The following is a 25,806-nucleotide window of genomic DNA, read 5'->3' as shown; positions in this document are numbered from 1 at the left end:
TCCTATACATATGTACTGTCTGATTTTTTATTGACGCGCTGCATAGATAGTCGATCAAGGTGACTACCCAATGCTTTTGAGGAATCGGGTCATGAGAAAGAATCACTTCGCATGGAATTTTTTAATTTTTACCATGGACTCAATCTAAGCCATCGGTCCGTGCACTTCCAGTGACGGCGCCGATGCGAGGACTACATATCTATCGGAGGACGAATTTGGAACACTTGATGGTAAGAAATGGCCGTGTTCTTGACCTCGTCAAGGGACAGCTGTCAGAACCGCTCAACATCCGCGTCGAAGGCACAGAACGCTCTCTTGCGCGCGAATATCAATCTGGTCCGCGCCGTTACCGCTTCTCAATGCAGTCCGCCTCGCCACCGAAACGGGTGCTCGCAGTGGCGGGGAACTCGCTGCCTATCGCAGGGATCTGACTGCGAGGATGGTGGCCGCCACATGCGTCGAGGCGGGACTTACCCCGAAACATGTGCCCTTGACGGCCGTCGACGCACGCCGGGAACTCGTGAAAGACATCCAGACGTTTCTCGATTCGACACTCGATCAATCCATCAGCCTCGATCGCATCGCTTATGAATTCGGCCTGCCGCGACGCACGTTGACGCGAATGTTTCGCGACGTGACCGGCGAATCCATCGTCGACTATCAATCGCAGCAACGTGTGCGTCACGCTTCGCTTCTGTTGCAAACACCCGGCGTGACGGTCGTTATGGCCGCGGCAGCCGTCGGGCTCGATTCGCCGTCGTATCTCGCCCGGCTGTTCCGGAAGTACGGACATGGTCTGCCGCGATGCTTCAAGGTGTGACCTCGAACACGCGCTGGATTGTCAGCAAGTGACCGATAATCTTGCAGTGTCTTGCCGGCAGGCAAGCGCCGTATGTTGATGCCCTGGCGCAGCACGTTGTGCGGGGCGCGCATCGACCGTCGTCGAAGCAACGCGCGATTGCAACGCCAATGTCGCAAGTGAGGTATGGACCGATCCCCTGGGGCCGGCTCAGCACTATCTGTTCCGAATGAAATTCTGAAAGAGCGCGCTTCGAGCTGACAGGAGAGCGATGTCTCTTACATACAGCTATGCGGTCATTCAACTGCACGATGGAAAGGACCGGTATCCGTTCGGCGAGGACGCCACAAAGCGGCCGTTGGCGTCGAGCGAACCTGCGAATGGCTGCTCACCGTGCCGGTTGCTGAACGAGTACAGTCGGCCATAAACCGACGTTCGTCCGACGCGCCGCTCGGACGCTCAGAAGTCGCTTCCGCCCCGTAAGCGGCCGCGCGATTGACGGGGTTACTTCATGGCCGTGGCGATCATCCAACGAGCCGTAAAGCGAGTCGGGTTGTGGATGGCTGGCTTCGTGACGGACGTCGCTACCGATTTTTTTCAAATCCGCGATGAGAAATCGCGCGCATGGCAAGTTACGCCAAATTCGGCTTCGCCGCTTCGTTCTACAGACGCGATATAAACCGCGTGTGGTACGTGGCGCAAGCGTGCGGATACGGCATGTATGTATCAATACCGGCCGTAATCTCTTACGGCCTCCCGGAAGAGAGCGTGGAACGACGCGTGGTGCGTGTTGAATCAAAAATCCGTTCGGTCCAGTGTCATGACACCGGCAAGCCGTTGCGCCTGCGCAGTTCCCGAATCAGTGCGCTGTGGTCCAGCTCCCCGTCGCCATGTTCGACCATGTCGGTGAAGAGGCCATCGACGAGCCCCAGTACCGGCAACTCCAGCCCCACGCTTTGCGCGAAACCGAGCGCCGTCTTCGTATCCTTGATTTGATACTTGGCTGGGCCGCCCGGCGCGAAATCCCGCGTGATCATGCGCGCCGCGTGCTGGCGCAGGATGGTCGAGTCGGCGAATCCGCCGAGCAGCGCCGCGCGAACCTGCGCAGGATCGGCGCCGCCGCGCTCCGCAAGCAGCATCGCTTCGGCGACCGTCGCGATCGTGCTCGCGACCATCATCTGGTTGACGAGCTTCGCGAGCTGCCCTGTACCGGCCGGTCCGATGCGCGTCGGACGGCCCATCGTCTGCAGCACGGCGCGCACGCCTTCGAAGACCGGCGCTTCACCGCCTGCCATGATCGCGAGCGTGCCATCCTGCGCGCCTTTCTCGCCGCCGGAGACGGGCGCATCGAGATAGCCGATGTCGCGCGCAGTCGCGGCTTGCGCATGGCGCTGCGCGGTATCGACGGGAATCGAGCTCATCACGATCAGCACGCTGCCCGCGCGCATCCTCGCGATGATGCCGTCGTCACCGAGCAGGATATCGTCGCATGCGGGGCCGGAGCTGAGCATGCAGATCACGACATCCGCATCGCGCGCGGCTTCGCTCGAGTGCCCGACTACCTCGATGCCCGCCCCGGCGAGCGGCGCCGCCTTCTCGCGAGTACGGTTCCACGCCGCGACCCGGTAGCCGGCGCCAGCGATGCGCCGGGCCATCGGCAAGCCCATGATGCCCGTGCCGATGAAGCCTACTGCGAGGCTCGCGCGCATCATGCAGGCTCGCGGCGGCCGAAGCGCACGGGGCGCTCCGCCACGATCAGCGCTGGAAAGCCGGCACGAAATCGATCGAGGTGCGGCGTCTGCAAGTGCGTGTCGAACGCGGCGCGGTCGTCGTAGACTTCGTAGAACATGACGCGCGCCGGCGTCTCGTCGAGCTGGACGATATCGAACTGCCGGCAGCCGGGCTCGTCGGCGAGCGAGTGCCGGGCGTCGTCGCGCGCAAGCGCGAGGAAGTCGCGAACGCAATCGGCCTTCACTTCGAACTCCGCGACGACCACGAACGCTTCGGTTCCGCTATCCATGCTGGACTCTCCATTCGATGCCATGATGTGCGCGCCTCACGCTGCCTTCGCCGGCTTGCCGAGCGCACTTTGTTCCATCTCGCGACGCAGCGCGACGACATCGAGATCGCGTTCCAGTTCGACGTCCTCGAAGCGCACGATGGTGTCCTTGGCGACCGGACGCTTGAGCCTAACGTTGTGCGCGAGCCCGATCGGCAGGCCGCCGATGGCCAGGCTCTTCGACGCCGGGATTGCATTGGCCCAGACCGCGTAGCCGCCTTCGCCGTCGAGCATCTCGCCTGGCTTGAGGTCGCGCTTGGCGGTCGCCACGGCGTCGCCCCGGAATTCCTTCGACGACCCCGTCGCTTCGCCGCGAAGTACCGCCGACAGTACGCTCACGCTGGTTTCGAGGCCGATCATGTGGAACGGGCGCCACATCGAGCCGTACCAGCCGGTCGGATCGACGAGCAGGCCGTATTGCTTGAAGCAAGCGCGCGCGTATTCGTTCGGAGCCTTGAACGTGACGAACACGCCGTAGCGAATGTTATTGAACACTTCGCGGCCGTCCGGCTCCTGGCTGGCGGCGATGTCAACGAGACCGCTGCGCGACAAGCGTCCGCCATCTTCCGCTGGCCGGAATACGCGCGCCAGATCGTGCAGGCCGGCGGGAGGAAACGCGAGGCCGTTGTCCGGGCAATCGAGGCCCGTGCCGTTCGCGACCGCCGCCATCTCGATCGCGGCCTTGGTGCCGTCGGTGAAGGAGTTGTACATCTTCGGGTTGAAGTCGCCCTTGGCCACTTCCTCATCGGTCCATCCGAAGAAGCTCCACACGGTGTCCGGCGTCGAATAGCGATAGCGCGGTTCGAAGTTCATGCCCTTGCCGGCGGAGGTCAGCTCGAATCCGCACGAGCGCACCCAGTCGACGAGTTCGCAGATGATCGCGGGCTGGTCGCCGTACGCCATGCTGTAGACGAGGCCGCGTTCGCGAGCGCGCGCGGCGAGCAGCGGGCCGCACATCGCGTCGGCCTCGACGTTGACCATGACTACGTGCTTGTTACCTTCGATCGCGGCCAATGCGTGACGCACACCGGCAATCGGATGGCCCGTCGCTTCGATGATGCATTCGATTTCATCGCACGCGGCGAGCGCGGCGGCATCGTCGAGGACGCACGTAGCGCCGGTCTTGACGGCATCGGAGAGGGTACGTGCGCCGTATTGGTCGGCCGGCCAGCCAACTCGCGCAAGCGATGCGCGCGCCTTGCCGACGTCGAGATCGGCGACGCCCACGACATGCAGCCCTTCGATATGACGGGCCTGCGACAGCACCATCGAGCCGAACTTGCCGGCGCCGATCAGGCCGACGCGAACGGGGCGTCCGGATGCGTTGCGTGCCTGGAGCAGACTGGAGAGATTCATGTGCAATCCTTTGTGGTCGAGACTATGGATCGTGGCCGCGAACGCGGCGCGCGGTGATTGGCCGGGGTGGCGTGATCGAAGGCATGACAGCGGTGCGCCTTACTTGCGAGCAAGTGTAGTCAGGGGCTTCTGACAGAACAATTAACATTTCCGAGGCGATTTGTTAGCCAGGCTTCAACATCAGCGGGCGGCGGGAAGCTGGGACGCCGATTGCCAGGCGGCACGTTCGGCGCGCAGCCAATCGAGGAACAGGATCACTTTCTTCTTGTGCAGATGCTCGAACGGGCAGACGATCCACTGCGTCGTCAGGCGGATCGCCGGAGGCTTGCGCACCGGGCAGATCAACGTGCCGTCGCGCAGTTCGCGCCACATCATGAGCGTGCTTTCGAGCGCGATGCCGATGCCGTCCACGGCGGCATCGATCGCCATATGGCTGCGATCGAACAGCACGCGCTGCCCCGGATCGAGCGGCGCCGCGCGCGCCACCGAGAACCAGTGTGGCCATTGGACCTGCGACTTGATCGAGTAGATGAGCCGATGCCGCTGAAGATCGGCGGCATCGAGACTCGACGGCGCGCAGTACGCCGGCGAGCATACCGGCAGGAACGACTCCTCGGTCAGCGCCTCGACGTAGACGCCCGGCCATTGTCCGGTGCCGTGACGGATCTCGATATCGACTGCTTCCTGCGCGAAGTCGGTCATTTCATTGGTGCCGTTCAGGCGCACCTCCAGATCGGGATGGCCGTCGAGGAACGAGCGCAGACGCGGCAAGAGAAACTTGGTGGAGAGCGTCGGAGTCGCGCGTACGGTCAGGAGCGTGACGGAGCGCAACCCGCGTATACGCTGAGTCGCATCCGCGATGCGATCGATCTCCTCTGAAATCATCGCGAAGTAGCGCTCGCCTGCTTCGGTCAATGCCACACCCCGTCCGACCTTCGTCATCAACGCCGTGCCCAGGTGAGTCTCCAGCGACTGGATTTGCTGGCTGACGGCCGATGGCGTGACGTTCAATTCCGCGGCTGCGCGAGAGATGCTCCCCGAACTCGCCGCAGCATGAAAAACACTGATGGCCCGCAATGGCAGATACATAATCACCCTTTAGTTTGGCTACACCTTTGCGCAAAATAATTGAATTGTCCTTCACCAACAAGCCTCTTATATTTTGCACACGCAGGGCCGGCAGCGCCTCGACAAGAGTCGAACAAGCGCCGCAACGTGCCGCGACGCCATACCGACAAGGTGGCGCGCGTGCACGTAAGTCCATATAACAGGAGACAGCATCATGAGCACGTCGAACTCGCCGCGCCGCATCTCGCGACGCGCGGTGTTGAAGGCTGCGGCCGCCCTTCCGCTGGTAACGATATGGACCCGGCCTGCACGCGCCGCGGAGTTCAGCTACAAGCTCGCTACCGGGCAATCCCTTAATCAGCCGATCAATGCGCGACTCAAGGAAGCCATCGACCGCATTCGCGAGGCGAGCAGCGGCAGGCTCGAGATCCGTTTCTTCCCCGCATCGCAACTCGGCTCGGACACGGACCTGCTTTCGCAGACGCGCTCGGGCGCCGTCGAATTCCTCAACATCTCGGGCTCGGTGATGTCGACCGTGATCCCGCTCGCGGCCATCACCAATCTCGGCTTCGCGTTCTCGGACTACGATCAGGTCTGGCGCGGCGTCGATGGCGATCTCGGCAAGATCATCCGCGCGCAGATCGACAAGAGCGGATACGTCTCTGTGTCGAAGGCGGCGGACAACGGCTTCCGGCAAATCACCTCCGCCACGAAACCGATCAAGGCGCCCGACGACCTGCGCGGCTACCGCATCCGCGTGCCGGTCTCGCCGATCTTCACGTCGCTCTTTCAGACGCTAGGGGCGAACCCTACGTCGATCAACTTCAACGAGCTCTACACCGCGTTGCAGACGCATCTCGTGGACGGTCAGGAAAACGGCCTCGTCACGATCGAAGCGGGCAAGCTGTATGAAGTGCAGAAGTACGTCGCCGAGACCAATCACATCTGGGACCCGTTCTGGCTGCTTGGCAACCCGCGCGCATTCAACGCGCTGCCCGACGATCTCAAGGCGATCGTGAGACGCGAATTCGACCGGGCGAGTGTCGAGCAGCGCGCGGACGTCGCGCGGCTGAATACATCGCTGAAGTCGCAACTCTCCGGCAAGGGACTGACGTTCGTTCCCGCCGACAGGGACGCGTTCCGCGCAGCGCTCTCGAAGTCCGGCTTCTATACTCAATGGCGCGACAAGTTCGGCGCCAGCGCGTGGAGCGCCCTCGAAGCGGTGACGGGAAAAATATCATGAGCGCCGCGCACAATCTGGAGGTGCCGGGACCGTCGTTCGTGCGCGACGCGCACGGCGAGAGCGTCATCGAACGCTGGTTGCGTCGCGGGATCGAGGTGCTCGCGGCGGCGGCGGTCGTCGGCGAGGTGGTGCTGCTGTTCGTCGGCATCGTGGCGCGTGCTGTGTTTCATCATCCGCTGATCTGGTCCGACGAACTCGCGTCCATCCTGTTCCTCTGGCTTGCCATGCTGGGCAGTGCGCTCGCGGTGCAGCGTTCGTGTCACATGCGGCTGACGTTCTTCGTATCACACATGACACCGCGCGCACAGGCGTGGGCGGAGACGCTGGCGGTCGCTGCGGCGGCTGCTTTCTTCGCGCTCGTGATGCATCCCGCATTCGACTATGTGCAGGATCAGGCTTTCGTCGAAACGCCGGCACTCGGCTGGTCGGGATCGGTGAGAGCACTGGCGATTCCGTTCGGCTGTGCGGCTGCACTGGTGAGTTGCGGGCTGCGTCTGGCGCGGCACGACCGGCGACATATCGTCGGTGCGGTTGCGCTGATTGCGCTGATCGCGGTCGCCTGCTATCTCGTCAGGGCGCCGTTGACGCATATGGGGCAGGGCGCGTTGCTGGTGTTCTTCGTCGGCGTGCTTGGCACGGCGGTGATGGCGGGCGTGCCGATCGCCTTCGCGTTCTCGCTCGCGACGAGCGCCTATCTGCTGACGACGACGTCGACGCCGCTCAGCGTCGTCGTCGGACGCATGGACGAAGGCATGAGCACGCTGATCCTGCTCGCCGTACCGATGTTCGTACTGCTCGGGCAACTCGTGCATGTGACGGGCGTGGCGCGCGTGATGGTCGCGTTTCTCGCGTCGCTGCTCGGTCACGTGCGGGGCGGCATGTCGTATGTGCTGCTCGGCGCGATGCTGTTGATCTCGGGCATCTCTGGATCGAAGACGGCCGATATGGCGGCTGTCGCGCCTGTGCTCTTCCCCGAGATGCGCAAGCGCGGGATGAAGGATGGCGAACTGGTGTCGCTGCTTGCCGCGTCCGGCGCGATGAGCGAGACGATTCCGCCGTCGCTGGTGCTGATCGCGATCGCGTCGGTGACCGGCATATCGATCGCGGCGCTGTTTACCGCGGGCATCTTGCCGGCGATCGTGCTCGCGTTGGTGCTCGGGGTCGTCGCGTGGTGGCGTGCGGGACGCGAGGAAGAAACGGATGAGAGCCGCGCGGGAGCGGTGAGGGCACCATGGTCGCAGGTACGTCGCACGTTCGTGATCGCCTTGCCGGCGCTGTTGCTGCCGTTCCTGATTCGCAGCGCGGTGGTCGAAGGCATCGCGACCGCAACGGAGGTATCGACTATCGGTATCGCCTATTCGCTCGTCATCGGTCTCCTGATCTATCGCGGCGGCCTCAAGTGGAAAGCCATCATGCCGATGCTGCTGCAGACGGCGGCTCTCTCCGGCGCGATCCTGTTCATCGTCGGGGCGGCGAGTGCGATGGGCTGGGCGCTGACACAGTCGGGTTTCTCGCACGACCTCGCCAGCATGATGGCGAGAGTCCCAGGCGGTGCCGCTGGCTTCATGCTGGTGTCGATCGTCGCGTTCATCGTGCTTGGCAGCGTGCTCGAGGGCATTCCGGCCATCGTTCTGTTCGGGCCGCTGCTGTTTCCGGTTGCGCATCAGCTCGGCATCCACGAAGTGCACTATGCGATGGTCGTCGTGCTCGCGATGGGACTCGGGGTCTTCGCGCCGCCATTCGGCCTGTGTTATTACGCGGCATGCATCATCGGCGAGGTATCGCCTGAAGCGGGGCTCAGGCGGATATGGATCTATCTCGGCATGCTGCTTCTCGGGCTAATGGCGATAGCCTTCGTTCCTTGGATCTCAATCGGCTTTCTTTGAACTTACAGAGTAGATGTGGTATTTAGGGCTGACCACACTTGCCGGTTCCGGCGGTGTGGTTTCGCCCTCGTGCGAGTAGCGATCTGTGTCGTCTCAAGCAAATGTTGGAGGCATATAGCGCGGTAAGTTAGGCCGCTTCAACGTCGCTCAGATAACCCACATCCCATCTTTCGGAGTGAACGCCATGGTTCGGATGCGCAGCGATCCATGCACACGAGCCTGCGCGCATCGGACAAGGCCGTCTACTAACGAAATTCATCGCTGCCCGAAGCGCCACACCGTCCGGCACCTTGAGCGCCCTTCGGCAGTTAGTCCACTTGTACAAGAGGGCGAATGCCTATCGGCAAGCTTTGTTGGCGAATGACTGCTGTCCATTCGAAACGCGACATCACGCGAGTGACGCCGCGAGCGGCAGCAAGGGGTGGCGTGCTGCCGATCGCAACCGTTCTGGATTCGGAAGTCCATGCGGTTTGCATGAGGCACGGATCGGCCAGCACTGGACGTTCGTAACCTGATCATGGCAGACCGCAACCCATACGTAACCGGCCATTTGATATGGCCTCGCCAGTCCGCCGCGACAGCATTAGCGCGTCCCGGCGCGCTCGTGACTGCCTGTCAGTTCCACCACGAAGTCAAGAAAAGCGCGGGTCTTTGCCGGCACGTGGTGCCGGGACGCGTAGTAGACGTATAACGGATACCGTTCGTCTACCCATTCGGGAAAGAGATTGATCAATCGGCCGTCAGCAATCAGAGGCTCGGCACCGAGCCGCAACATCTGCGCAATTCCTGAACCGGCGAGACATGCGTTGAGCAGGGCACCCGGATCATTGACCGTGAGTCGTCCCTGAGTGTCGACCACAATGCGCCTTCGCTTGCGATGAAATTCCCACTGGAACGGCTTGCCTGTCTCCGGGTTGCGAAATTCAAGGCATCTGTGGCTTCGACCTTGCAGGTCCTCGGGCTTTGCCGGCCGTCCCCAGCGAGCAACGTACGAGGGCGCAGCGACCGTCACGATGCGGGTGTCGAGCAGTTTTCTCGCGATCAGGGTAGACGCTTTGGGTTCGCCGAATCGCACGGCGAGGTCGAAGCCGTCCATGACGAGGTCGCCAAGACTGTCTCGCGCGATGAACTCGATTTCGAGTTCGGGGTGTGCGTCCATGAACGCATCGAGTTGTTGCCCGAGGATGGTCCGGTAGACGACAGGATCCAGATTGATTCTCAGCTTTCCACGCACAGCGGACGCGCCGCCTGCCGCAGCGGCCGCTGCTTCCTCAAGTCCGGCGAGATGGGGCATGACCTGCTCGTAAAAGCGGCGGCCCTCTTCAGTCAGGGAGACGGAGCGCGTTGTTCGGCTGAAGAGCCGGATGTTCAACCTTTTTTCCAGCCGCGCAATTGCCCGACTGACGCCGGGCGGCGTCATTCCTATCACCTCCGAAGCGGCCACAAACGTTCCCGCATCCACTACGGCGGCGAACACGCTAATGCTGCCGGAAAGCTTCTCGCTACTGGATCTCATGGTTGCTCGGGTTAAGCGTGTTGAAAGCGCGACCGACCACCTGAACGCGAACGCTGCGCCGCGCAGCAGTGCTGGACCTGTCCATGGATCATGCCAAATCGGTGACGCATTGTCACTTATCTGATGACATCCATATCATTTTGTTTCGTTTGGTGCTTGTCCAGAATACGTCTCACCGAGACATCCGGTCTCGCCAATCGAAAGGAAATCGCCATGCACAGCCCATTTTCATCGTTGCTCTGGCGACCGCTGGACGCATCAACTGGAACCGATCGCGGCGCGCGTTGCTCGCCCCCCACCGAAGCACTGTGATGCCGCGATTCATTCATTCGGAAAGGAACGGAAAATGGCAGTTCAAACGGATCGTCGTCGCCTCCTGAAGGGAGCGTCGAGCCTGCTGGCTCTTGCGACACTTGGTGGCGTTGCAAGCCGCGACGCGCGGGCAGTACCGCAGCGTGCGAGTGGCGACGCCGCGCTGGCCGATCACCCGGCCCACAGTTCGATCGATCAATGCCTGCAACGGGCGGTGGACGACGGCACGGTGGTTGGTGCTGTCGCCATGGGCGCAACGGACCGCGGACTGGTTTACGAGGGAGCGTGTGGCCGGGCGAATGCTCGCACCGGCGAGGCTATTAGTCCTGACACAGTCTTCTGGCTCCTGTCGATGACAAAAGCGATTACCGCAACCGCGTGCATGCAGCTCATCGAACAGGGCAGACTGCGGCTGGATCAACCTGCGGGCGAGATCCTGCCGCAGTTGAAGTCGCCTCAAATCCTCGATGGATTCGACGTCTCGGGGCAGTCGAAGCTGCGTCCTGCGCGCAATGCTATTACGGTGCGTCATCTGCTCACGCATACCTCCGGCTTTACCTACAGCATCTGGAGCGACAAGCTCAGTCGGTACGAGACGGTAACGGGCATGCCGGACATCGGCTATTCGATGAACGGTGCATTCGCGGCGCCGCTCGAGTTCGAGCCGGGCGAGCGCTGGGAGTACGGCATTAGCATGGACTGGGTCGGCAAACTGGTCGAGGCCGTGACCGATCAGTCGCTGGAAGTCTACTTCCGCGAGCACATCTTCGATCCACTGGGCATGCGCAACACGGGCTTTCTCATCGGTAGCAAGCAGAAGCAGCGCGTCGCGACCATGCACAGGCGTCAGGCGGACGGCTCACTTGCGCCCGAGCCGTTCGAGATCAACCAGCGCCCCGAATTTTTCATGGGCGGAGGCGGACTCTTCAGCACACCGCGCGATTACATGGCGTTTCTGCAGATGCTTTTGAACGGCGGCACGTATGGCGGCGAACGCGTGCTGCGCGCCGACACCGTCGCGACGATGTTCCGCAATCACATTGGCGATCTGCAGGTCGCGGAAATGAGGACCGCGCAGCCGTCGTGGTCGAACAGCTTCGATCAGTTTCCGGGGACGGCGCACAAGTGGGGGCTGTCGTTCGACATCAATACAGAGCAAGGACCCCACGGACGAAGCGCTGGCAGCGTGAGCTGGGCCGGGTTGTTGAACACCTACTTTTGGGTCGATCCGGTGAATCGGGTCGCCGGATCGCTCTTTACGCAGATGCTGCCCTTCTACGATGCGCGCGTCGTGAACCTATACGGACAGTTCGAGCAGGCGTTTTACGACGGTTTGGGTCGCGCCTGAGCGATTGACCGTCGGCACATCCACGCTGCGTCACCCGATATATCCACACATGGAGAACGAGCAATGTATGCAATCACAGGAATCACCGGCAAGGTGGGCGGCGCACTGGCCCGCGAACTGCTGGCTACTGGTCAGCCGGTGCGCGCAGTCGTACGCGATGCGACGCGGGCAGAGGCGTGGGCAGAGCGAGGTTGCGAGATCGCGACGGCTTTCATGGAAGACCCTTCGTCGCTCGCCGCCGCGTTCGAAGGCGCGACAGGCGCTTTCATCCTGCCGCCTTCAGAGTTCGATCCGGAGCCCGGGTTTCCTGAAGCGCGCACAGTGATTGAGGCTGTGTCCGCCGCACTCCTGAGCGCGCGGCCGGACAAGGTCGTTTGCCTCTCGACGATCGGCGCACAGGCCGACGAGGTCAACCTGCTCACTCAACGCACGCTGATGGAGCAGGCGCTGCGCGAGATGCCGATGCCTGTGACCTTCCTGCGGCCTGCCTGGTTCATGGAGAACGCCGCATGGGATGTTGCGTCTGCAAGCGACGATGGCGTCGTTGCCAGTTACCTGCAGCCGCTCGACAAGCCGGTGCCGATGGTCGCCACCGCGGACGTAGGCCGCGTTGCTGCTGAACTGCTTCAGCAGACGTGGCGCGGTGTGCGCATCGTCGAGCTTGAGGGCCCACGCCGGGTGAGTCCTAACGATCTCGCAGTCGCTTTCGCCGGCGTGTTGCGTCGTCAGGTGCGTGCGGAAGTTGTCGAAAGGCAGACGTGGGAAGCGCTGTTCCGCAAGCAGGGCATGAAGCATCCTCTACCTCGCATGCGCATGCTGGACGGCTTCAACGAAGACTGGATCGATTTCGAAAGCAGCTCTGACGAAATCTTGCGCGGCCACGTCGAACTGGAGACCGTTCTGCGCGAGCTTGTGTTGCGTCGAATCTGACCAGAGCCGAGGGCGCGACGCGTGGACTCCAGGTTTTACTCTACCGATGCATCAGATTTTCGTTCAAACAAGGAATACACGATGGAATACAGCACACTTGGCAGAACTGGGCTACGCGTCTCACGGCTGAGCCTGGGCGCAATGACGTTCGGTGCTGGCTCGGGCATCTGGGGCAATATTGCCGGCTTGAATAGCGATCAGGCCGCCCGGCTCGTCGCGATGGCCGTGGAACGTGGAGTCAACCTGATCGACACGGCGGACGCCTATTCGCAAGGTCGCTCAGAAGAGGTCGTGGGCCATGTGCTGAAAGCGCAGGGGCTGGACGAAGATCGAATGCTCGTCGCGACCAAGGTTCGGCTACGTACCGGCACCGGCCAGAACGAAGTGGGATTGGGCCGCTCACACATCATGCGCTCGGTCGAGACAAGCCTGAAGAGACTCGGTCGCGATCACATCGACCTGTTCCAGTTGCATGACCGTGACGCGCTTCTTCCGCTCGACGAGACGCTTCGTGTGCTGGACGACCTCGTCACGCAGGGCAAAATCCGCCATATTGGCGTGTGCAATTTCAGTGCAGGCGATCTCGAGCGGGCCGTCGGGATAACGTCCCGTACCGATCGGGCTCATGTCGTGAGCAATCAGGTGCACTATTCGCTGACGAGCCGCGATATCGAACTCGAGATCATGCCGGTTGCAGCCACAAACAGAATGGGCCTTCTGGTCTGGAGTCCGCTCGCAGGTGGCTACTTGAGCGGCAAGTACTCGCAGAATGGCGAAGCTGCCGGGCGGCGTGCGAAGCTCGACTTTCCGCCGGTTGATACAGTCAGGGCGGAGCCGATCCTCGCAGTATTGCGTGAAGTCGCCGACGAACTGGCGGCCACGCCGGCTCAAGTCTCATTGGGTTGGTTGCTTGCGCGCGAGCAGATCACTTCTGTCATTATCGGAGCCCGCTCGTGCGAGCAACTCGCAGCTAACCTCGATGCACAGAATCTCGCACTAACCTCCGAACAGTGCGCGCGGCTCGATAAAGTATCTGAACCGTCAGTTCCCTTCCCCTACTGGATGCAACGCTTCCATGACCGGGATCGCGTCTGCGGATGAGGGGCGAGCGTCGGGAATCCTGCCTGCGCGAGGCGGTTGAATGGGGAATGCCTGTGGCCATGGGCGGCAGCTCATCCTCGAATGGCCGCCGTTCGAATTCTGCGGCTGGCCGACCGGAATGGGTCGGGAGTGCGCGTTGGCGACCGGCCGTCTACGGGAAGCGAAACACCAATGACGGGTTTGCGACGATGAGTTCGAAGCGCGGATGGACTCAGCCCGACCCGTTACGGCCCGTCGACCCCCGCGTCACAACTATGGCGGCTGTCAAAGCTCCAACGGCCGTTCGTCGACTGGCGACAGTTCATTCGAAGCGAAGCGACCGCCTAGGGATGGCAACCCTGCCGGATCGCTATTTTGTGATGCGTGTCGGGCGCGGCTTTAAGGCGCAGCGCCCCGGGCTTCGTCAAGAATCCATTTCGCAAATGCCTGTAGTGGCCGTGCACTCAACTCGAGCGGTTCAGGAAGAACAAGGCAGAAGTTTTTGGTAATCGCTTCGCGGTCCGGCCAGGGCGCAACCAGGCGCCCTTGTTCGAGCTCTGCCCCGATGTAAAGACGCGGCACCAACGCGACGCCCAGACCAGCTACCGCTGCCTCTATCAGCATGGAATGGAGATCGTAACGTGCCCCGACCGCCGAATTGGTCAGCGCGATGCCGGCCTCGTGTGCATAAAGCTGCCACGCGTCCGGATTTTGCCGCCTGTGAAGGCGCGGCAATTCGTCTAGCGCCGGCTTCGCGCCTGCGTCCGCGAGGAGCGCCGGACTACAGACCGGTACAAGCACCTCTTCCAGCAGTCGATGCAGATGCATACCCGCCCATGCCGGATGCTCGAAATGGATCGCTGCGTCGAAACCGCTTCCGGAAAGAATGAACGGTTCCATTCGTTCGGCGATATGCACGGTGATAGTCGGGTGCATATTTTGAAACCGTTTCAGGCGGGGGATAAGCCAACGGGTGGCGAAGGTCGGAATCGCGGCGATATCAATGCTCGCGCCTTCGATCGGCTGCCCCATCAGATATAGGCTGTCCCGCTCCAGCCGATCCAGAGTCTCGCGAACCTGCACCGCGTATCGCGTGCCGTTCGGAGCAAGCCGTACCCGATTTCCAACGCGCTCGAACAGCGCAACACCCAAAAATGCCTCCAGGCGACCGATCTGACGACTAACGGCGCCCTCGGTCAGCGCCAGTTCTTCGGCCGCGCGGGCGAAGCTGCCGTGTCGAGCGGCGGCCTCAAAAGCCTGGAGCGCGGAATTGCTTGGGATCTTACGTCGCATTGGGGTCTCGCCGATTGATATGCGTTGGACGCCAGCTTGAGTAAATATCACTGAAGGCTGACTTTATATCGTTATATACGCCGAAAATATCAGATTAGCATTACGTTATCGCAATGAACACGGATCGTTTGCAGCAATCTGCTTACGCGCCACGAGGGATAATCTGATGATCTACACCGTGGAATGCAGCTTCGCCGATCCAAGCAGCGAAGCCGAATGGAACGACTTCTACAGCCTTGAAAAGCTGCCCGCCCTCATCTCGGTGACCGGCTTTCACACGTCACAGCGCTTCAAGTCGTTAAGCGATGGTTGCCCGGTCTACCTTGCCGTCCACACGATCGACGGTCTTGATGTGCTGACGGGAGAGGATTATCGCCAGAAAGGCGGTGGCAATTTTGCAAGGTGGCAGCAACACATCGTCGACTGGCACCGAAATCTCTACAGCGATATCGGCCTTGCGCCAGCGGTAAATGCAGACGAACTCCTCGTGCTTTGTGCAAACGGCCCCGAACCGCTGATCCAGATGGGTCTCACACCGTTGGCCATGCGAGCAGTTGCGTTGGAGAAATTTCCGGAACACCGTTGGCTCGCAAAACTGCCTCGGCGAAACACTCAGCTTGTCGGGAGCATGCCCGAAGGTGTCCACCTCTATTCGCCGATGACGGGACAACTAACACGCTCCTGCACCGTTTCGACCGGACAGGAAAAATAGGTCCGCGATGCCCAATGTCACTTTCTATATTTCTACGGGGCAAATGCCGTCTGATGAGAGGCTTGCCGAGCTTTCCCGCGACTGCGTCGAACTCTGTACGAGTGTCCTTGAAGCAGCGCTCGAAAACGTTCATGTCATCCATGTCGACGTTCGCCATGGGCACGGACATCCCGTCTTCGCGGAAGTCCAATATCGCCTTGAGACGTTTCGCACGCCTTCGGTAATGAACCAGTTCATGGAAGCCCTGGACGATGCCATTGCGCGCTGCACGGGTCTCACGGCGCGCATCCGTTGTTTTGGTTATGCCGCGTCGAACATTCACGCCCGCAATTAGGAAGTCTTCTGGAGAAGAGTTGTGTCCACCATCACGTTTCCAAGTCAGCGAGCCGGGGATTTCACGATCACCGCAATCAGCGACGGCTACCTCACCGCTAGCCTGGAGTTCCTCTCGAATATCGCCCCGTCCGAAGCCTCCAGAATACAAAGTGATGCAGGCCAGAAGGAGCCTGCCGCCGTGCATATCAACTGCTACGTTGTACGCGGAGCGGGTCGCACAATTCTCATCGACGGTGGGGCTGGAGGCATCAAGCAATGGGGAGGTCGCCTGAGAACCAATTTATCGCTTGCTGGCGTCGAACTATCCGAGATCGACACAATCCTGCTCACGCACGCTCATCCCGACCATGTCGGAGGGCTAGTGGACGCGGCCGGACAAATTACCTTTCCGAATGCGGAGCTTGTTGCTCATCATCGAGAGGTCGAATTTTGGCAGGATGACGGGAATCTAAGCCGCGCCAGCGAGCGTGCCCGCGGTAACTTCCTGATAGCGCGTCAAGTGTTCGACGGCTACCGCAACAAGCTCCGTACTTTCGATGAAGGGGAAGTGCTCCCCGGTATCAGAGCGATGCCACTACCGGGTCACACAGATGGACACTCCGGATATCTGCTCGAATCCCGCGATCAGAGCCTGCTTGTCTGGGGAGATACTGTTCATTTTCCTCACATCCAGATTGAACGGCCAGACGTATCGATTGCATTCGATCAAGACCCTTCCCTCGCAGTCACCACACGATCACGGCTTCTGGACCTGGTCAGTTCGGAGGGACTGTTGATCGCCGGTATGCACTTGGGGGAACTCGGCTTCGCGCGAATAAAGCGAACAGGCCGGAGCTACGGTCTGCTTTACGAGACCGAAGCATGATACGGCGAGGAGGATCAGTCATGTCTGAAGCCACTCCAGCACTCCGCACTGAGCTACCGACGAACACTGCGATGCCGTGTCAACGGTGTTGGCCTCTTGATCCTTTTTGAGCGGCATACCCACCGCACTAGCGAACGGGCCAGTGACGAAGCGTTCGTCTTTGATAGTCGAATGGCCGGTTACGGAGGCCAGAGCCAACGCCTGAATGTCCGATCAACGGTATACGTGACCAGCCGCTTGTGGCCAATTGTGTGAAGTCGCCAACGTCCGCTTATGAGCACTCCGGTTCTCAAACTGCTTTCAGCCGACTGACCGGTTCGGAGAAGGTCAACTGACCGAAATGGGTCGCGAGTGTGAGTTCGCTGATCGAGAAAGCTGGCACTCGGCGGCGACGCCAAACCACCGGCCGCAGTCCGCCACATTGCTGACGTAGCGGTCGTCCGGTCCCAGCGGCAGCAAAGGCCGAATTCGGGACGCTCGCCTCGACGTTGTTGACTGGGACTGTTCAAAGCCGTCTTGAAACTGCTGGCTCGATCACGCTTCTGCGATGGCGGAAATTTTATGGCCGGCCGCTTCCAGTGTGAGCGAGCCTTCCATGACGACGATCGTTTCGATGTGGGGAAAACTCGCCACGTCGAGCTCGCCGATGAAGCTGACGCGGCCGGTGGCCATCGCGTCCGGTCCTTCCCACGCGATCTCGCGATTACGTGCGAACGGATCGTTCTGGCCGAAAGCTCCCCTGCGGAAGGCGGTCGAAGCAGGCGCACCGTCGGCGCGGTGCAATACGAATACTGCGGTCACTTTTGCTCCCATGAATGGCTTGGATGATGATTCGCCCAGCTAATTATGCGGCGCGAACCGTCTCCAGATGGTTAAACGTCCAACACGTGGGCGTTAAATTCCGCTTACTGGCCGAAAGCCTGTCGGAGCCCACCCGACCGCGGAGACTTCCGCGTGGGCCTAATTGCGCTCGTCGGGCCGCTTGCCGACGATCGGACACGTTCACACGGCCAGTCAGCGACGATCACAGTGCGGCAAGCACCGTGTCCAACTCCGTCAACAGGCGGTCGGCATCGTTAGCGCCAAAGACCAGCGGCGGGCGGATCTTCAGCACACTCGCGTCCGGCCCGGTCGCGGAAATCAGCACGCGCCGCTGGCGCAAGCCGTTGACGATCTTGAGCGCCGTCGCGATGTCGGTGTCCTTCTTCGCGCGATCGTGCACGATCTCGACGCCGAAATACAGGCCCGTGCCGCGCACGTCGCCGATGCATTCGTATTTCCTTGCCAGTGTGTTCAAGCCCTCGAGCAGGATCGCGCCGACCCGCTGCGCGTTGTCGAGCACGTGCTCGTCGCGCAGCACGTCGAGCGTGGCCTGCGCGGCCGCGATCGCGACCGAATTGCCGCCGAAGGTGTTGAAGTAGCGCATGTCCTGCCCGAAGCCTGCGACGACTTCGGGGCGCACGACCAGGCCCGCAACCGGATAGCCGTTGCCCATCGGTTTGCCGAGCGTGACAATGTCGGGCACGACTCCATGGCGCTCATGCCCCCACATATGCGTACCGCTGCGCCCGAAGCCGGACTGCACCTCGTCCGCGATGAACAGCCCGCCGGCGCGGCGCACCACCTCGGCTACCGGTGCGAGTACATCGGTCGGGTGGGCGAACACGCCATCCGACGAGAAGAACGAATCGGCGATGAACGCCGCCAGACCGCCGCCGTGACGTCGGATGTCCTCGATCTGCATCTCGACCTGTCCGGCCATGCGCTGGCCGATCTCCGAAGGCGTCATCCTGTACGAGTCGGGAGCCGGCACCGTGCGCACGTAGGGACCCAGCAAGGCCCTCCGACCCAGCGACGGTGAAAAGCTCGAGGTCAGGTGTGAGTTGCCGTGATAGGCCTCGCTGGTCACGATCACGCCGGTCTTGCCGGTGTACTGCATCGCGATGCGCGTGGCCAGGTCGTTGGCCTCGGAGCCGGTGCAGGTGAACATCATCTGGCCTGCGCGGATCGACGTGTTGAACGTCGAGAGCAGGTCCTCGGCGTAGTCGAGGATCGGCTCCTGCATATAGCGGGTATGCGTGCAGAGCGTCGAGAGCTGGCGGGTGACGGCATCGACGATGCGCGGATTGGCATGCCCGACGCAGACAACGTTGTTGTAGGCATCGAGATAGTCGTTCCCCTGGTCGTCGTACAGATAGACCTTCTCGCCGCGCACGATTTTGACGGGCTCGGCGTAGAACAATCGATACGACGGACTGAGCAGCCGCAAGCGGCGCGCGATGTGCCGTTGCGCGGCGGCGTCGAGGTGGTCGAGCGACGCCGGATCGAAGCCGTTCGGCATGTCGCCGCGCAGTGCGTCGTGGGTTTTGCTGGTACCGAGGGCCTCGGTTTGAGCGGCCGGCTGCGACGTGGTGGTGGTATTCATGGGGCGGTCAGGATCGGTGAGGTGAGCGGGGCGATGGAAGAACTAGAGCAAGGCGTTGGAAACCGTCTCGGGGTCGCGCTGCGCTAACCAGCGCAGATGCTCCCATCCGGGCCAGGTGAAACGCAGGATGTACGCTTCGTTCTCCGGAAACAGCATCGCTCGCCATGACGTGAGTAAGGCCCGCGCCGCGACGCGCGCCATGGCGAGGTGCGGAATCAGGCGCAATTCGTCGGCGCTCAGTTGTGCATGGGCGAGATAGCCGCGCAGGAGTTCGCGGGCCTGATCGAAGAGGTCGTGCGGGCCGTCGGCATCGAAGTCCATCGGGAACTGGTTCATGACCGCCGTGGCCACGTCGATCGCTACCGCGGTATGCACAGTGTCGCCGAAGTCGATGATTCCGCTGACGAAGCTCCGGCCGCCCGGGGTCGCGACGATGTTCGAGCGGTTGAAGTCGTTGTGTACGACTTGCGCGGGACAGTGGCGCAGTGCCGGCTCGATCTCGGCGAAGCGCGCGAACGCCTCCCCGATGAGGGAACGATGCGAGGGATCGGCGATATGGGTCTGCAAGCCGGCGAGACTTGCCAGATGCTTCACGTCCCAGGCGAGCACGCGGTGCTGGTGCGGATGGCGAAAACTGGCCATGGCCCGTTGCAGCCGCGCCAGCACCGTACCGATCTCGTAATGATCGACCGCGATGCCGTGCAGTGCGTCCAGCGGCAGACCTTCGAGATAGCTATAGAGCCTCGCCGTACGAGGCGGCTGCGGGGGTGACCCCACGGGTACGACGAATCGTCCGCCGATACCCGGCAGCACGCGGGGCACCGGCAAGTCGGGCGCGACGGCGGCAACGTGGCGCATCGCAGCGACCTGCAAATCGAGCTCTTCGGCCGTCTCGCCGGGATTCGAGACTTTCAGTACGTACCGCGCGCCGTCGCTTGCGTCGATGCGGAACGTGTCGTCCTTCTCGGTGGCAAATCGTGTCGCCGCGCCGTCGATGCCATAGACACGGCGCATGATCGCGAGCGCGTCGAATGCATTCAAGCGTGGGAAGCTAACCGACAGGCCGCTCGCCAACAGGGTATCCAGCGCAACGGCGGAGGTTGTGCATAAGCTTGCGGAAGTGCTGGGCGTGAACATGGGCAATGCGACGCGAGAAGGGTGGACTGCAGTAGAGCTGGACGTTTCCGACGCGCTGTCGACCTGCGGACAGACGTCACATCGGTCGCGCGATGCGAATCCCTGGCCGCCGTCGAACACGGCGGTCAAGGAGACGCAAGTCGCTTACAGGCCAAGCTGCTCGGCCAATTCGACGATACTCTTGACGGCCGTATAACCGTATTCCGGCGCTTCGGGTTCGTGGCCGCGCAGCACGTGCGCCTTGTGCACGATGCCGAGATCGTGCGCTGTCATCAGGTCGTAGCGCGGGCTCGACGAGACGTGCAGGATTTCGTGAGGCTGCACGTCAAGCTTCTTGAACATGTATTCGAAGCCTTGCATACGCGGCTTGTAGGCCTGGGCATCTTCGGCCGTGATGACGGCGTGAAATGGAGCCCCGAGCTTTTCGATGTTGCTCGCGATCTGCGAGTTGTCCGCGTTGGTGAGGCCCACCAACTTGTATTTCTTCGCCAGGCGCGAGAGACCTTCGGGGACGTCCGGATGCGGTCCCCACGTCGGCACTGCCAGGTAGAATTTTTCGGCCTCGCTTTCGGCGAACGTTACGCCCGTTCGTTCGCAGGTGCGGCGCACGGCGTTCAGGACGACCTGGCGGTAGGGTTTCCAGGCGCCGAGCACTTCGTCGCGGCGATAGGCGGCGAACAGCTTGACGAAGTTCTCCAGCGCGTCCCCGTGAAGGCGGTTCCCGTAGATTTCGCGCGCCATTTCGGCCATGCGAAAGTTGACAAGGGTGCCGTAGCAGTCGAACGTGATAAATTTTGGCTCGAAGTCGATCATGTCTTCAGTCTCGATGCGTAACGAATCCCAAGGGACTCTTGAATGAAGGGCTTGCCGCACACCAGTTCGGGCAAGCACCGATGGAAATGTCAGTGGATGAAATTTAAACGGGAACGACTTCGCTGTTACACCGAATTGATGACAGGAAAAGACAGGTTTTTACTCGTTGTCGAGGGGATTCACGGCAGTTCCTGCGGCGAGAGTGACGCGATGCACAATCGGGAAAAATAGCAGGATCGTCTTATCGTCGGGCGTGCGTGTCGGGCTACTATTGAGCTCGTGAACCACTCCGAGGCGCCCGTATGGAGGCGCCTGATTGCAAGGAGGCAAGGCGGGGATGAAAACGGATTGCACACTCGACCGGCTGGACTTGCGCATTCTCGCCGAGCTGCAAATGCGTGGCCGCATGACCAACGTGGAACTGTCCGACGCCGTTGGACTGTCGCCCAGCCCGTGCCTCACGCGCGTCAGGCGGCTCGAGACGGCCGGGTTCATCGCGGGTTACGGGGCGGTGTTGAAGATCGAGAAGCTCGGCGACATCCAGATCGTGTTCGCCAAGATCACGCTCGCGGACCACCGCCGCGAAGACTTCGTGCGTTTTATCGACGCCATTCGCGACATCGACGAGATCATGGAGTGCCATCACGCGACGGGCGGCTACGACTATCTGCTCAAGTTCGTGACACGCGACATCGCGCACTACCACAGCGTGATCGAGGGGCTGCTCGAGCGCGACGTCGGCATCCAGACGTACTTCAGCTACGTGATCGTCGAATCGCCCATCGTCAAGCGGCGCTATCGTCTCGAGGCGCTCTTTACCGCGAAGTGAGGCTGTGGTCGCCCGTCATCAGGTCGCGCCCTCGATTTTTTGAAGATCGTATCGATCTGGGCGGACAGGCGGCGATCGACTAAGGCTTGCGTAACAGCGCGCTGCCGACGGCGAAGCCCAAAGTGTCTGCATGAATCATCGCCTTCACGCGCGTTTCGCCGTCGATGCTGCCTGCGGCAATGACAGGCACGTCGACGGCCTCGACGACGTGCCTCGTCAGTTCGGCCGGATCGCCCTCGCCTGCGAAGCGATACACAAGCAGGTCCAGCCCGTGCACACCGGAAATCGATGCGATGCGGCGCGCGTCCTCGACGATTTCGTCCATCTTTCCTTGAAGCACGGTCGGATGCGCGACGGTGCGACCCGCGAACGGGAAATACCGCACCTGCGAGCCGCGCAGAAGCAACAGCGCGTCTTCGACGTGACGGCCTCCGAGCAGATAGTCGACGCCGATCTTGAGCGCGGCCCGGATCGATTCCAGTTCGGCCTCGCGGCTCGTCGCCACGACTTGGAGCATGACCTTGCGGCCGTCGGCGCGAATGCGCTGAGCAAGCTGCTTCAGCGCCGCGATCGGCAGGCCAATGTCCTTGAAGCAGACGTAGCGAACGGGCTGTCGCGCAGACTGTCGTAGGTGGCTAGCATGTCGGCGACGGTCGCGTCGTTCTCGCTCAACGTCAGAATGAAGTGGGGACGCGTGGCTGACGCGACGGATATAGGTCGGCGTTCAGGTCATTCGATCCATTTGCAACGCGGCCCTGCCAAGTCAGGTGCGCAGTTGGCGCGTCGAGACACATACGCGAATTGATCGCGGCGACCAGGCGAAGCGGCAATGTCTTAATCCGGGGCAACCATCAAGACAAACGGCTCGTGAGCAAATCAATCTGGCACACCAGTATGGTTACGCAAGAGACTCATCATCAGATTGTAGGCGGACGATGGCATCGAATACGGAAATGCCGATGGTCACACATTTTGATTCTTCGCACTGAGGGGGCGCTCGGTACTGGCACGTTGGCGGGGCGTTCACGTAACATGATGCGATGACGAAATCGCTTTATGCGGCCACCGGTTCCCGGCGTCGATTGTCAGCCATGCAGTGCGGTGGTATTTCCGGTACCGGTCCAGCCTGCGCGACATTGAAGCGTTGCTGTTCGGGCGCGGCGTGGCGGTCAGCTACGAAACAATTCACCGCTGGTACGAGAAGTTCGGCGCACGCTTTGCCGATAGGGTGAACGCAGCCCGCTGCAAGTCGCGCGGTACGTGGCACCAGGACGAGATGTCCGTTACGCTGCGTGGTGAACCGTGCCTGCTGTGCCGCGTGGTCGACGAGCGGGGCGCCGAACTCAACCTCCTGCTACAAGGCGGCACGACAAGGCCGCCGCCAAACGGTTTTTCAAGCATATGCCGCGCTCGAGTTCGATGCCGCGCAAGATCGTCACCGATCGGGCCTCGGAGAAGATGCGTTGAAACGAGATCTGGAACACGAACAGCCAATACCGATAACGTCAGATGTCGCCAGCCATCATTTCTGTAAGAAGTGGTTGATCGACTATCGTGCCTGTAGCTCGCATCAGGGAGGCCGCCAACGCCAACAATGGGGCAATCCGACGCTGCTTCTTCTGCGCGTGATTCTGTGCAATATCGGCGAGGCGGTGCGCGAGAAACGGATTCAGCAAGCGTTCGCGGACCTGCGCGACGTAGGCCAACGCATCATCCCCTTCACCGAGGAGATCGAATACCGGCAAGACCTCCTGTTGCCAGACCGTCTCGAGTTCCGCGCGTAGGACAGGGTCGTTCATCGCAGCGCAGACTGTCTCGTCAGTTGCGCGAGCTTCGCGTAACCAGCGCTCGGCAAGAAAGGTATGCCCGAGATTCAGCAGGAACAGCTTGCGCCGCTCGAAATGCTGGAGATTCTGAGTGAGCACGATCGAAGGGTGTACGCACGGTATCTGCAGCCGTGGCTGCTGTTCTATCGCCCACAGTGCATACGGTTCCGCGATCGCGCCCACAGGCCGGATCGGCTCTGACACGATCCTGTCGACCAGCGAATTGGCCCATACGCAATGGTCAATCAGATAGCGGATGAATTCTTCGGGCATCTGCCACCGCAACGCCAATTCCACGACGATGCCTCTTAACACTTCGCCGTTTTTTTCGATCAGCTCGCAGGGAAAGAGTGATAGCGGCGCCTCGGGGTGGTTTTGCCACCGAGTGTGCAACAAGGACAGCAGTCTGGCAGGAAAACTGTGTGGTACGCGGCTCGGGTCCGCGAAATCGCTGGCGTTATCGCGTTCATCGAGTTGATAGCCTTGGTCCCCAGTGTTCGAGACAACGATCTGCACCGGACCGCAGATCGTCTGGCGGATCCGCGCCCAATCCCTGCGCACATGTACCGCCTGGCGAATCGCCCGTCCTGTGAGTGTTACGTCAATCAATCGGCCCGAATGCAGTCCACGTATATGAACCGGATAGCCGCGACCGTTCGCGAGCGCGGCGACGCGCGCGGCGCTGTCGGCGCTCTCTGTGGTCTGAACTACGGCAATGCCGCCTGGCGCCGCACCTGGTTGGCCCGACTCGAGCGCCTCTGAGACGAATAAATCGACATGTGCCTGAAGGAAACGACTTGTGCCAAATTGCAGAATGGGTTGCGTGAGCGGTGCGGCAAGGGTTGGTGCTTCCTCATGCGAAGGGCGCATCGCTAACATTCCACAATAGCTTTGACGACACCGCCGGCAGGATCGAGCAGTGTCGCAAATTGAGCGGGGACATCGGCTAACGCAAGTCGATGCGTATTCAGTGCGCGGTCCGGGATATGGCCTGCCCGCATGGCCTTGATGACGGTTTCGAAGTCCTCGAGTGTAGCGTTACGGCTGCCGAGTAGGGTGGTTTCGCGCTTGTGGAATTCCGGGTCCGAAAAAGTGATCGTGTCAGCCACGATGGAAACCAGAACGTACCGGCCGCCATGGGCGATGAACTGGAAGCCGCGTTCCATTGCTTTGGGGTTTCCGGTTGCGTCGAACACCACATCAAAGAAGTCGCCGTCTGTCTGTTCCGACAATTGCGCGTGATCGCCGTCGCCAATCTGCACGGCTGCGGCGGCGCCTAGATGTTTGACGCAAAAATCTAGCCGGTCCGCACGCGTATCGAGGACGGTCACCGTCGCACCGCGCAGTTTGCAGAAGGTAAGAACCGCCATGCCGATCGGCCCCGCGCCGACTACGAGCACGCGTTCACCCTGCTTCACGTCGCCACGCCTGACCGCATGCGCGCCGATCGCAAGGAATTCGACCATGGCCGCCTGATCGAGCGTGATGCCTTCGGCCTTGTGAACGAACTGCGCGGGAACGCTCAGGTACTCGGTGAACGCGCCGTCTCGATGCACGCCCAACACCTGGATATTCACGCAGCAATTGGTCTTGCCGCGGCGGCACGCAATGCATTGGCCGCACGACAGATACGGCATCACGAAGACCTGATCGCCAGCAACGAGTCCGCTGTGGGGCGGCGCCTGTTCGACGATGCCGGACAACTCATGGCCCATCACGCGCGGATAGGCCAGATAAGGCTGATTTCCCGTGAAAATATGCAAGTCCGTACCGCATACGCCAACACGCTTGACGCGTAAGAGCACGTCGTTTTTTCCCGTTTCGGGTTTAGGCCTTTCCTGTGCGCTCAGCTTTCCTGGCGTCTCGCATATTACCGTAAGCATAGCAATCCTTATTTCGTCGCCGTTTCGAGCGGCGCAGCGTTAGTTCGAGTACGTCTTGCAGCGGCGGCCGGGCGAGATTCATATCGAGCC

The 25,806-nt window shown here is 61.3% G+C and carries 23 protein-coding genes and 2 pseudogenes; 12 read left to right on the top strand and 13 right to left on the bottom strand.

The annotated features are described in order from the left end of the window. Positions 1 to 439 precede the first annotated feature (439 nt). Positions 440 to 820, top strand: coding sequence for a helix-turn-helix domain-containing protein (locus P0D71_RS13615; RefSeq protein WP_408480440.1), 381 nt, complete (start codon positions 440 to 442; stop codon positions 818 to 820). Between the two features lie 797 nt (positions 821 to 1,617). Here P0D71_RS13615 and P0D71_RS13610 read toward each other — a convergent pair. The 4 genes from P0D71_RS13610 to P0D71_RS13595 all read right to left on the bottom strand — a co-directional run bounded on the left by P0D71_RS13610 (position 1,618) and on the right by P0D71_RS13595 (position 5,303). Then, a complete protein-coding gene (locus P0D71_RS13610) occupies positions 1,618 to 2,511 on the bottom strand; it encodes an NAD(P)-dependent oxidoreductase (RefSeq protein WP_408184751.1) in 894 nt (297 codons plus the stop codon). Further along, positions 2,508 to 2,819 carry a putative quinol monooxygenase gene (locus tag P0D71_RS13605; protein WP_408184750.1) on the bottom strand — a complete coding sequence of 104 codons (312 nt, stop codon included), beginning with the start codon at positions 2,817 to 2,819 and terminating at the stop codon, positions 2,508 to 2,510. Before P0D71_RS13605 ends, P0D71_RS13610 begins: the two co-directional genes overlap by 4 nt. Before the next feature lie 36 nt (positions 2,820 to 2,855). Beyond that, positions 2,856 to 4,214: an NAD(P)H-dependent oxidoreductase gene (locus tag P0D71_RS13600; RefSeq protein ID WP_408480438.1), complete on the bottom strand. Its 1,359-nt coding sequence runs from the start codon at positions 4,212 to 4,214 to the stop codon at positions 2,856 to 2,858. A 180-nt stretch (positions 4,215 to 4,394) separates the two neighbouring features. Further along, entirely contained in the window at positions 4,395 to 5,303 is a 909-nt protein-coding gene (locus P0D71_RS13595) for a LysR substrate-binding domain-containing protein (protein WP_408184749.1), read from the bottom strand. A gap of 193 nt (positions 5,304 to 5,496) precedes the next feature. Here P0D71_RS13595 and P0D71_RS13590 point away from each other — a divergent pair, with 193 nt between their 5' ends. Together P0D71_RS13590 and P0D71_RS13585 are read left to right on the top strand one after the other, a co-directional pair. Continuing rightward, complete coding sequence (locus P0D71_RS13590; RefSeq protein WP_408184748.1) at positions 5,497 to 6,525, top strand: TRAP transporter substrate-binding protein; 1,029 nt, start codon at positions 5,497 to 5,499, stop codon at positions 6,523 to 6,525. Beyond that, entirely contained in the window at positions 6,522 to 8,411 is a 1,890-nt protein-coding gene (locus tag P0D71_RS13585) for a TRAP transporter large permease (RefSeq protein ID WP_408184747.1), read from the top strand. The genes P0D71_RS13590 and P0D71_RS13585 overlap by 4 nt, the downstream gene beginning before the upstream one ends. A 583-nt stretch (positions 8,412 to 8,994) precedes the next feature. Here P0D71_RS13585 and P0D71_RS13580 read toward each other — a convergent pair. Further along, entirely contained in the window at positions 8,995 to 9,927 is a 933-nt protein-coding gene (locus tag P0D71_RS13580; protein ID WP_408184746.1) for a LysR family transcriptional regulator, read from the bottom strand. Positions 9,928 to 10,010: 83 nt separating this feature from the next. On the opposite strand from P0D71_RS13580, the gene P0D71_RS13575 reads away from it, so the two are divergent. The 4 genes from P0D71_RS13575 (at position 10,011) to P0D71_RS13560 (ending at position 13,618) form a co-directional block, all read left to right on the top strand. Continuing rightward, positions 10,011 to 10,307, top strand: coding sequence for a hypothetical protein (locus P0D71_RS13575; RefSeq protein WP_408480436.1), 297 nt, complete (start codon positions 10,011 to 10,013; stop codon positions 10,305 to 10,307). Beyond that, positions 10,274 to 11,587: a serine hydrolase domain-containing protein gene (locus P0D71_RS13570; RefSeq protein ID WP_408480434.1), complete on the top strand. Its 1,314-nt coding sequence runs from the start codon at positions 10,274 to 10,276 to the stop codon at positions 11,585 to 11,587. The genes P0D71_RS13575 and P0D71_RS13570 overlap by 34 nt, the downstream gene beginning before the upstream one ends. Positions 11,588 to 11,650: 63 nt before the next feature. Further along, positions 11,651 to 12,517: an NmrA family NAD(P)-binding protein gene (locus tag P0D71_RS13565; RefSeq protein ID WP_408184744.1), complete on the top strand. Its 867-nt coding sequence runs from the start codon at positions 11,651 to 11,653 to the stop codon at positions 12,515 to 12,517. Between the two features lie 81 nt (positions 12,518 to 12,598). Further along, entirely contained in the window at positions 12,599 to 13,618 is a 1,020-nt protein-coding gene (locus tag P0D71_RS13560) for an aldo/keto reductase (protein WP_408158149.1), read from the top strand. A 378-nt stretch (positions 13,619 to 13,996) separates the two neighbouring features. Here the strand turns inward: P0D71_RS13560 and P0D71_RS13555 are convergent, their stop codons facing one another. After that, the gene (locus P0D71_RS13555; RefSeq protein ID WP_408480432.1) at positions 13,997 to 14,890 is read right to left on the bottom strand and encodes a LysR substrate-binding domain-containing protein; all 894 of its coding nucleotides are present in this window, start codon (positions 14,888 to 14,890) and stop codon (positions 13,997 to 13,999) included. A gap of 166 nt (positions 14,891 to 15,056) precedes the next feature. Here P0D71_RS13555 and P0D71_RS13550 point away from each other — a divergent pair, with 166 nt between their 5' ends. Genes P0D71_RS13550 through P0D71_RS13540 form a run of 3 tightly spaced genes read left to right on the top strand, consistent with a single transcriptional unit; the run spans position 15,057 to position 16,803 of the window. Continuing rightward, positions 15,057 to 15,602, top strand: a complete 546-nt coding sequence (locus tag P0D71_RS13550) for a sugar ABC transporter (protein WP_408480430.1) — start codon at positions 15,057 to 15,059, stop codon at positions 15,600 to 15,602. A gap of 7 nt (positions 15,603 to 15,609) precedes the next feature. Further along, positions 15,610 to 15,936, top strand: coding sequence for a hypothetical protein (locus P0D71_RS13545; RefSeq protein WP_408184740.1), 327 nt, complete (start codon positions 15,610 to 15,612; stop codon positions 15,934 to 15,936). A 21-nt stretch (positions 15,937 to 15,957) separates the two neighbouring features. After that, positions 15,958 to 16,803, top strand: coding sequence for an MBL fold metallo-hydrolase (locus tag P0D71_RS13540; protein WP_408480428.1), 846 nt, complete (start codon positions 15,958 to 15,960; stop codon positions 16,801 to 16,803). 564 nt (positions 16,804 to 17,367) lie between these two features. Here the strand turns inward: P0D71_RS13540 and P0D71_RS13535 are convergent. The 4 genes and pseudogenes from P0D71_RS13535 to P0D71_RS13520 form a co-directional block, all read right to left on the bottom strand. Beyond that, positions 17,368 to 17,604 (bottom strand): annotated as a pseudogene (locus P0D71_RS13535) (cupin domain-containing protein); the annotation flags it as partial. A 223-nt stretch (positions 17,605 to 17,827) separates the two neighbouring features. Beyond that, positions 17,828 to 19,144 (bottom strand): aspartate aminotransferase family protein, encoded by a 1,317-nt coding sequence (locus tag P0D71_RS13530; protein WP_177205191.1) that lies wholly within the window; start codon positions 19,142 to 19,144, stop codon positions 17,828 to 17,830. Between the two features lie 126 nt (positions 19,145 to 19,270). Continuing rightward, entirely contained in the window at positions 19,271 to 20,302 is a 1,032-nt protein-coding gene (locus P0D71_RS13525) for a phosphotransferase (RefSeq protein ID WP_408480426.1), read from the bottom strand. Positions 20,303 to 20,509: 207 nt separating this feature from the next. Beyond that, a complete protein-coding gene (locus P0D71_RS13520) occupies positions 20,510 to 21,178 on the bottom strand; it encodes a haloacid dehalogenase type II (protein ID WP_091804062.1) in 669 nt (222 codons plus the stop codon). A 337-nt stretch (positions 21,179 to 21,515) separates the two neighbouring features. Here P0D71_RS13520 and P0D71_RS13515 point away from each other — a divergent pair, with 337 nt between their 5' ends. Beyond that, on the top strand, positions 21,516 to 22,007 hold the full coding sequence (locus tag P0D71_RS13515; protein ID WP_408302943.1) for an Lrp/AsnC family transcriptional regulator: 492 nt from the start codon (positions 21,516 to 21,518) through the stop codon (positions 22,005 to 22,007). A gap of 79 nt (positions 22,008 to 22,086) precedes the next feature. Here P0D71_RS13515 and P0D71_RS13510 read toward each other — a convergent pair whose 3' ends face one another. Continuing rightward, positions 22,087 to 22,524 (bottom strand): hypothetical protein, encoded by a 438-nt coding sequence (locus P0D71_RS13510; RefSeq protein WP_408480424.1) that lies wholly within the window; start codon positions 22,522 to 22,524, stop codon positions 22,087 to 22,089. Between the two features lie 531 nt (positions 22,525 to 23,055). Between P0D71_RS13510 and P0D71_RS13505 the strand changes: the two are divergent. After that, positions 23,056 to 23,453, top strand: a pseudogene (locus P0D71_RS13505) (IS6 family transposase); the annotation flags it as partial. A 59-nt stretch (positions 23,454 to 23,512) separates the two neighbouring features. Here P0D71_RS13505 and P0D71_RS13500 read toward each other — a convergent pair. Continuing rightward, positions 23,513 to 24,703: a mannitol dehydrogenase family protein gene (locus P0D71_RS13500; protein WP_408480422.1), complete on the bottom strand. Its 1,191-nt coding sequence runs from the start codon at positions 24,701 to 24,703 to the stop codon at positions 23,513 to 23,515. Positions 24,704 to 24,705: 2 nt separating this feature from the next. Next, positions 24,706 to 25,716 (bottom strand): zinc-binding alcohol dehydrogenase family protein, encoded by a 1,011-nt coding sequence (locus P0D71_RS13495; RefSeq protein ID WP_091804049.1) that lies wholly within the window; start codon positions 25,714 to 25,716, stop codon positions 24,706 to 24,708. Between the last annotated feature and the right edge of the window lie 90 nt (positions 25,717 to 25,806).

Source organism: Paraburkholderia sp. RL17-383-BIF-A (assembly GCF_046028015.1).
GTDB lineage: Bacteria > Pseudomonadota > Gammaproteobacteria > Burkholderiales > Burkholderiaceae > Paraburkholderia.
This window is presented reverse-complemented; position numbering and strand designations above follow the sequence as displayed.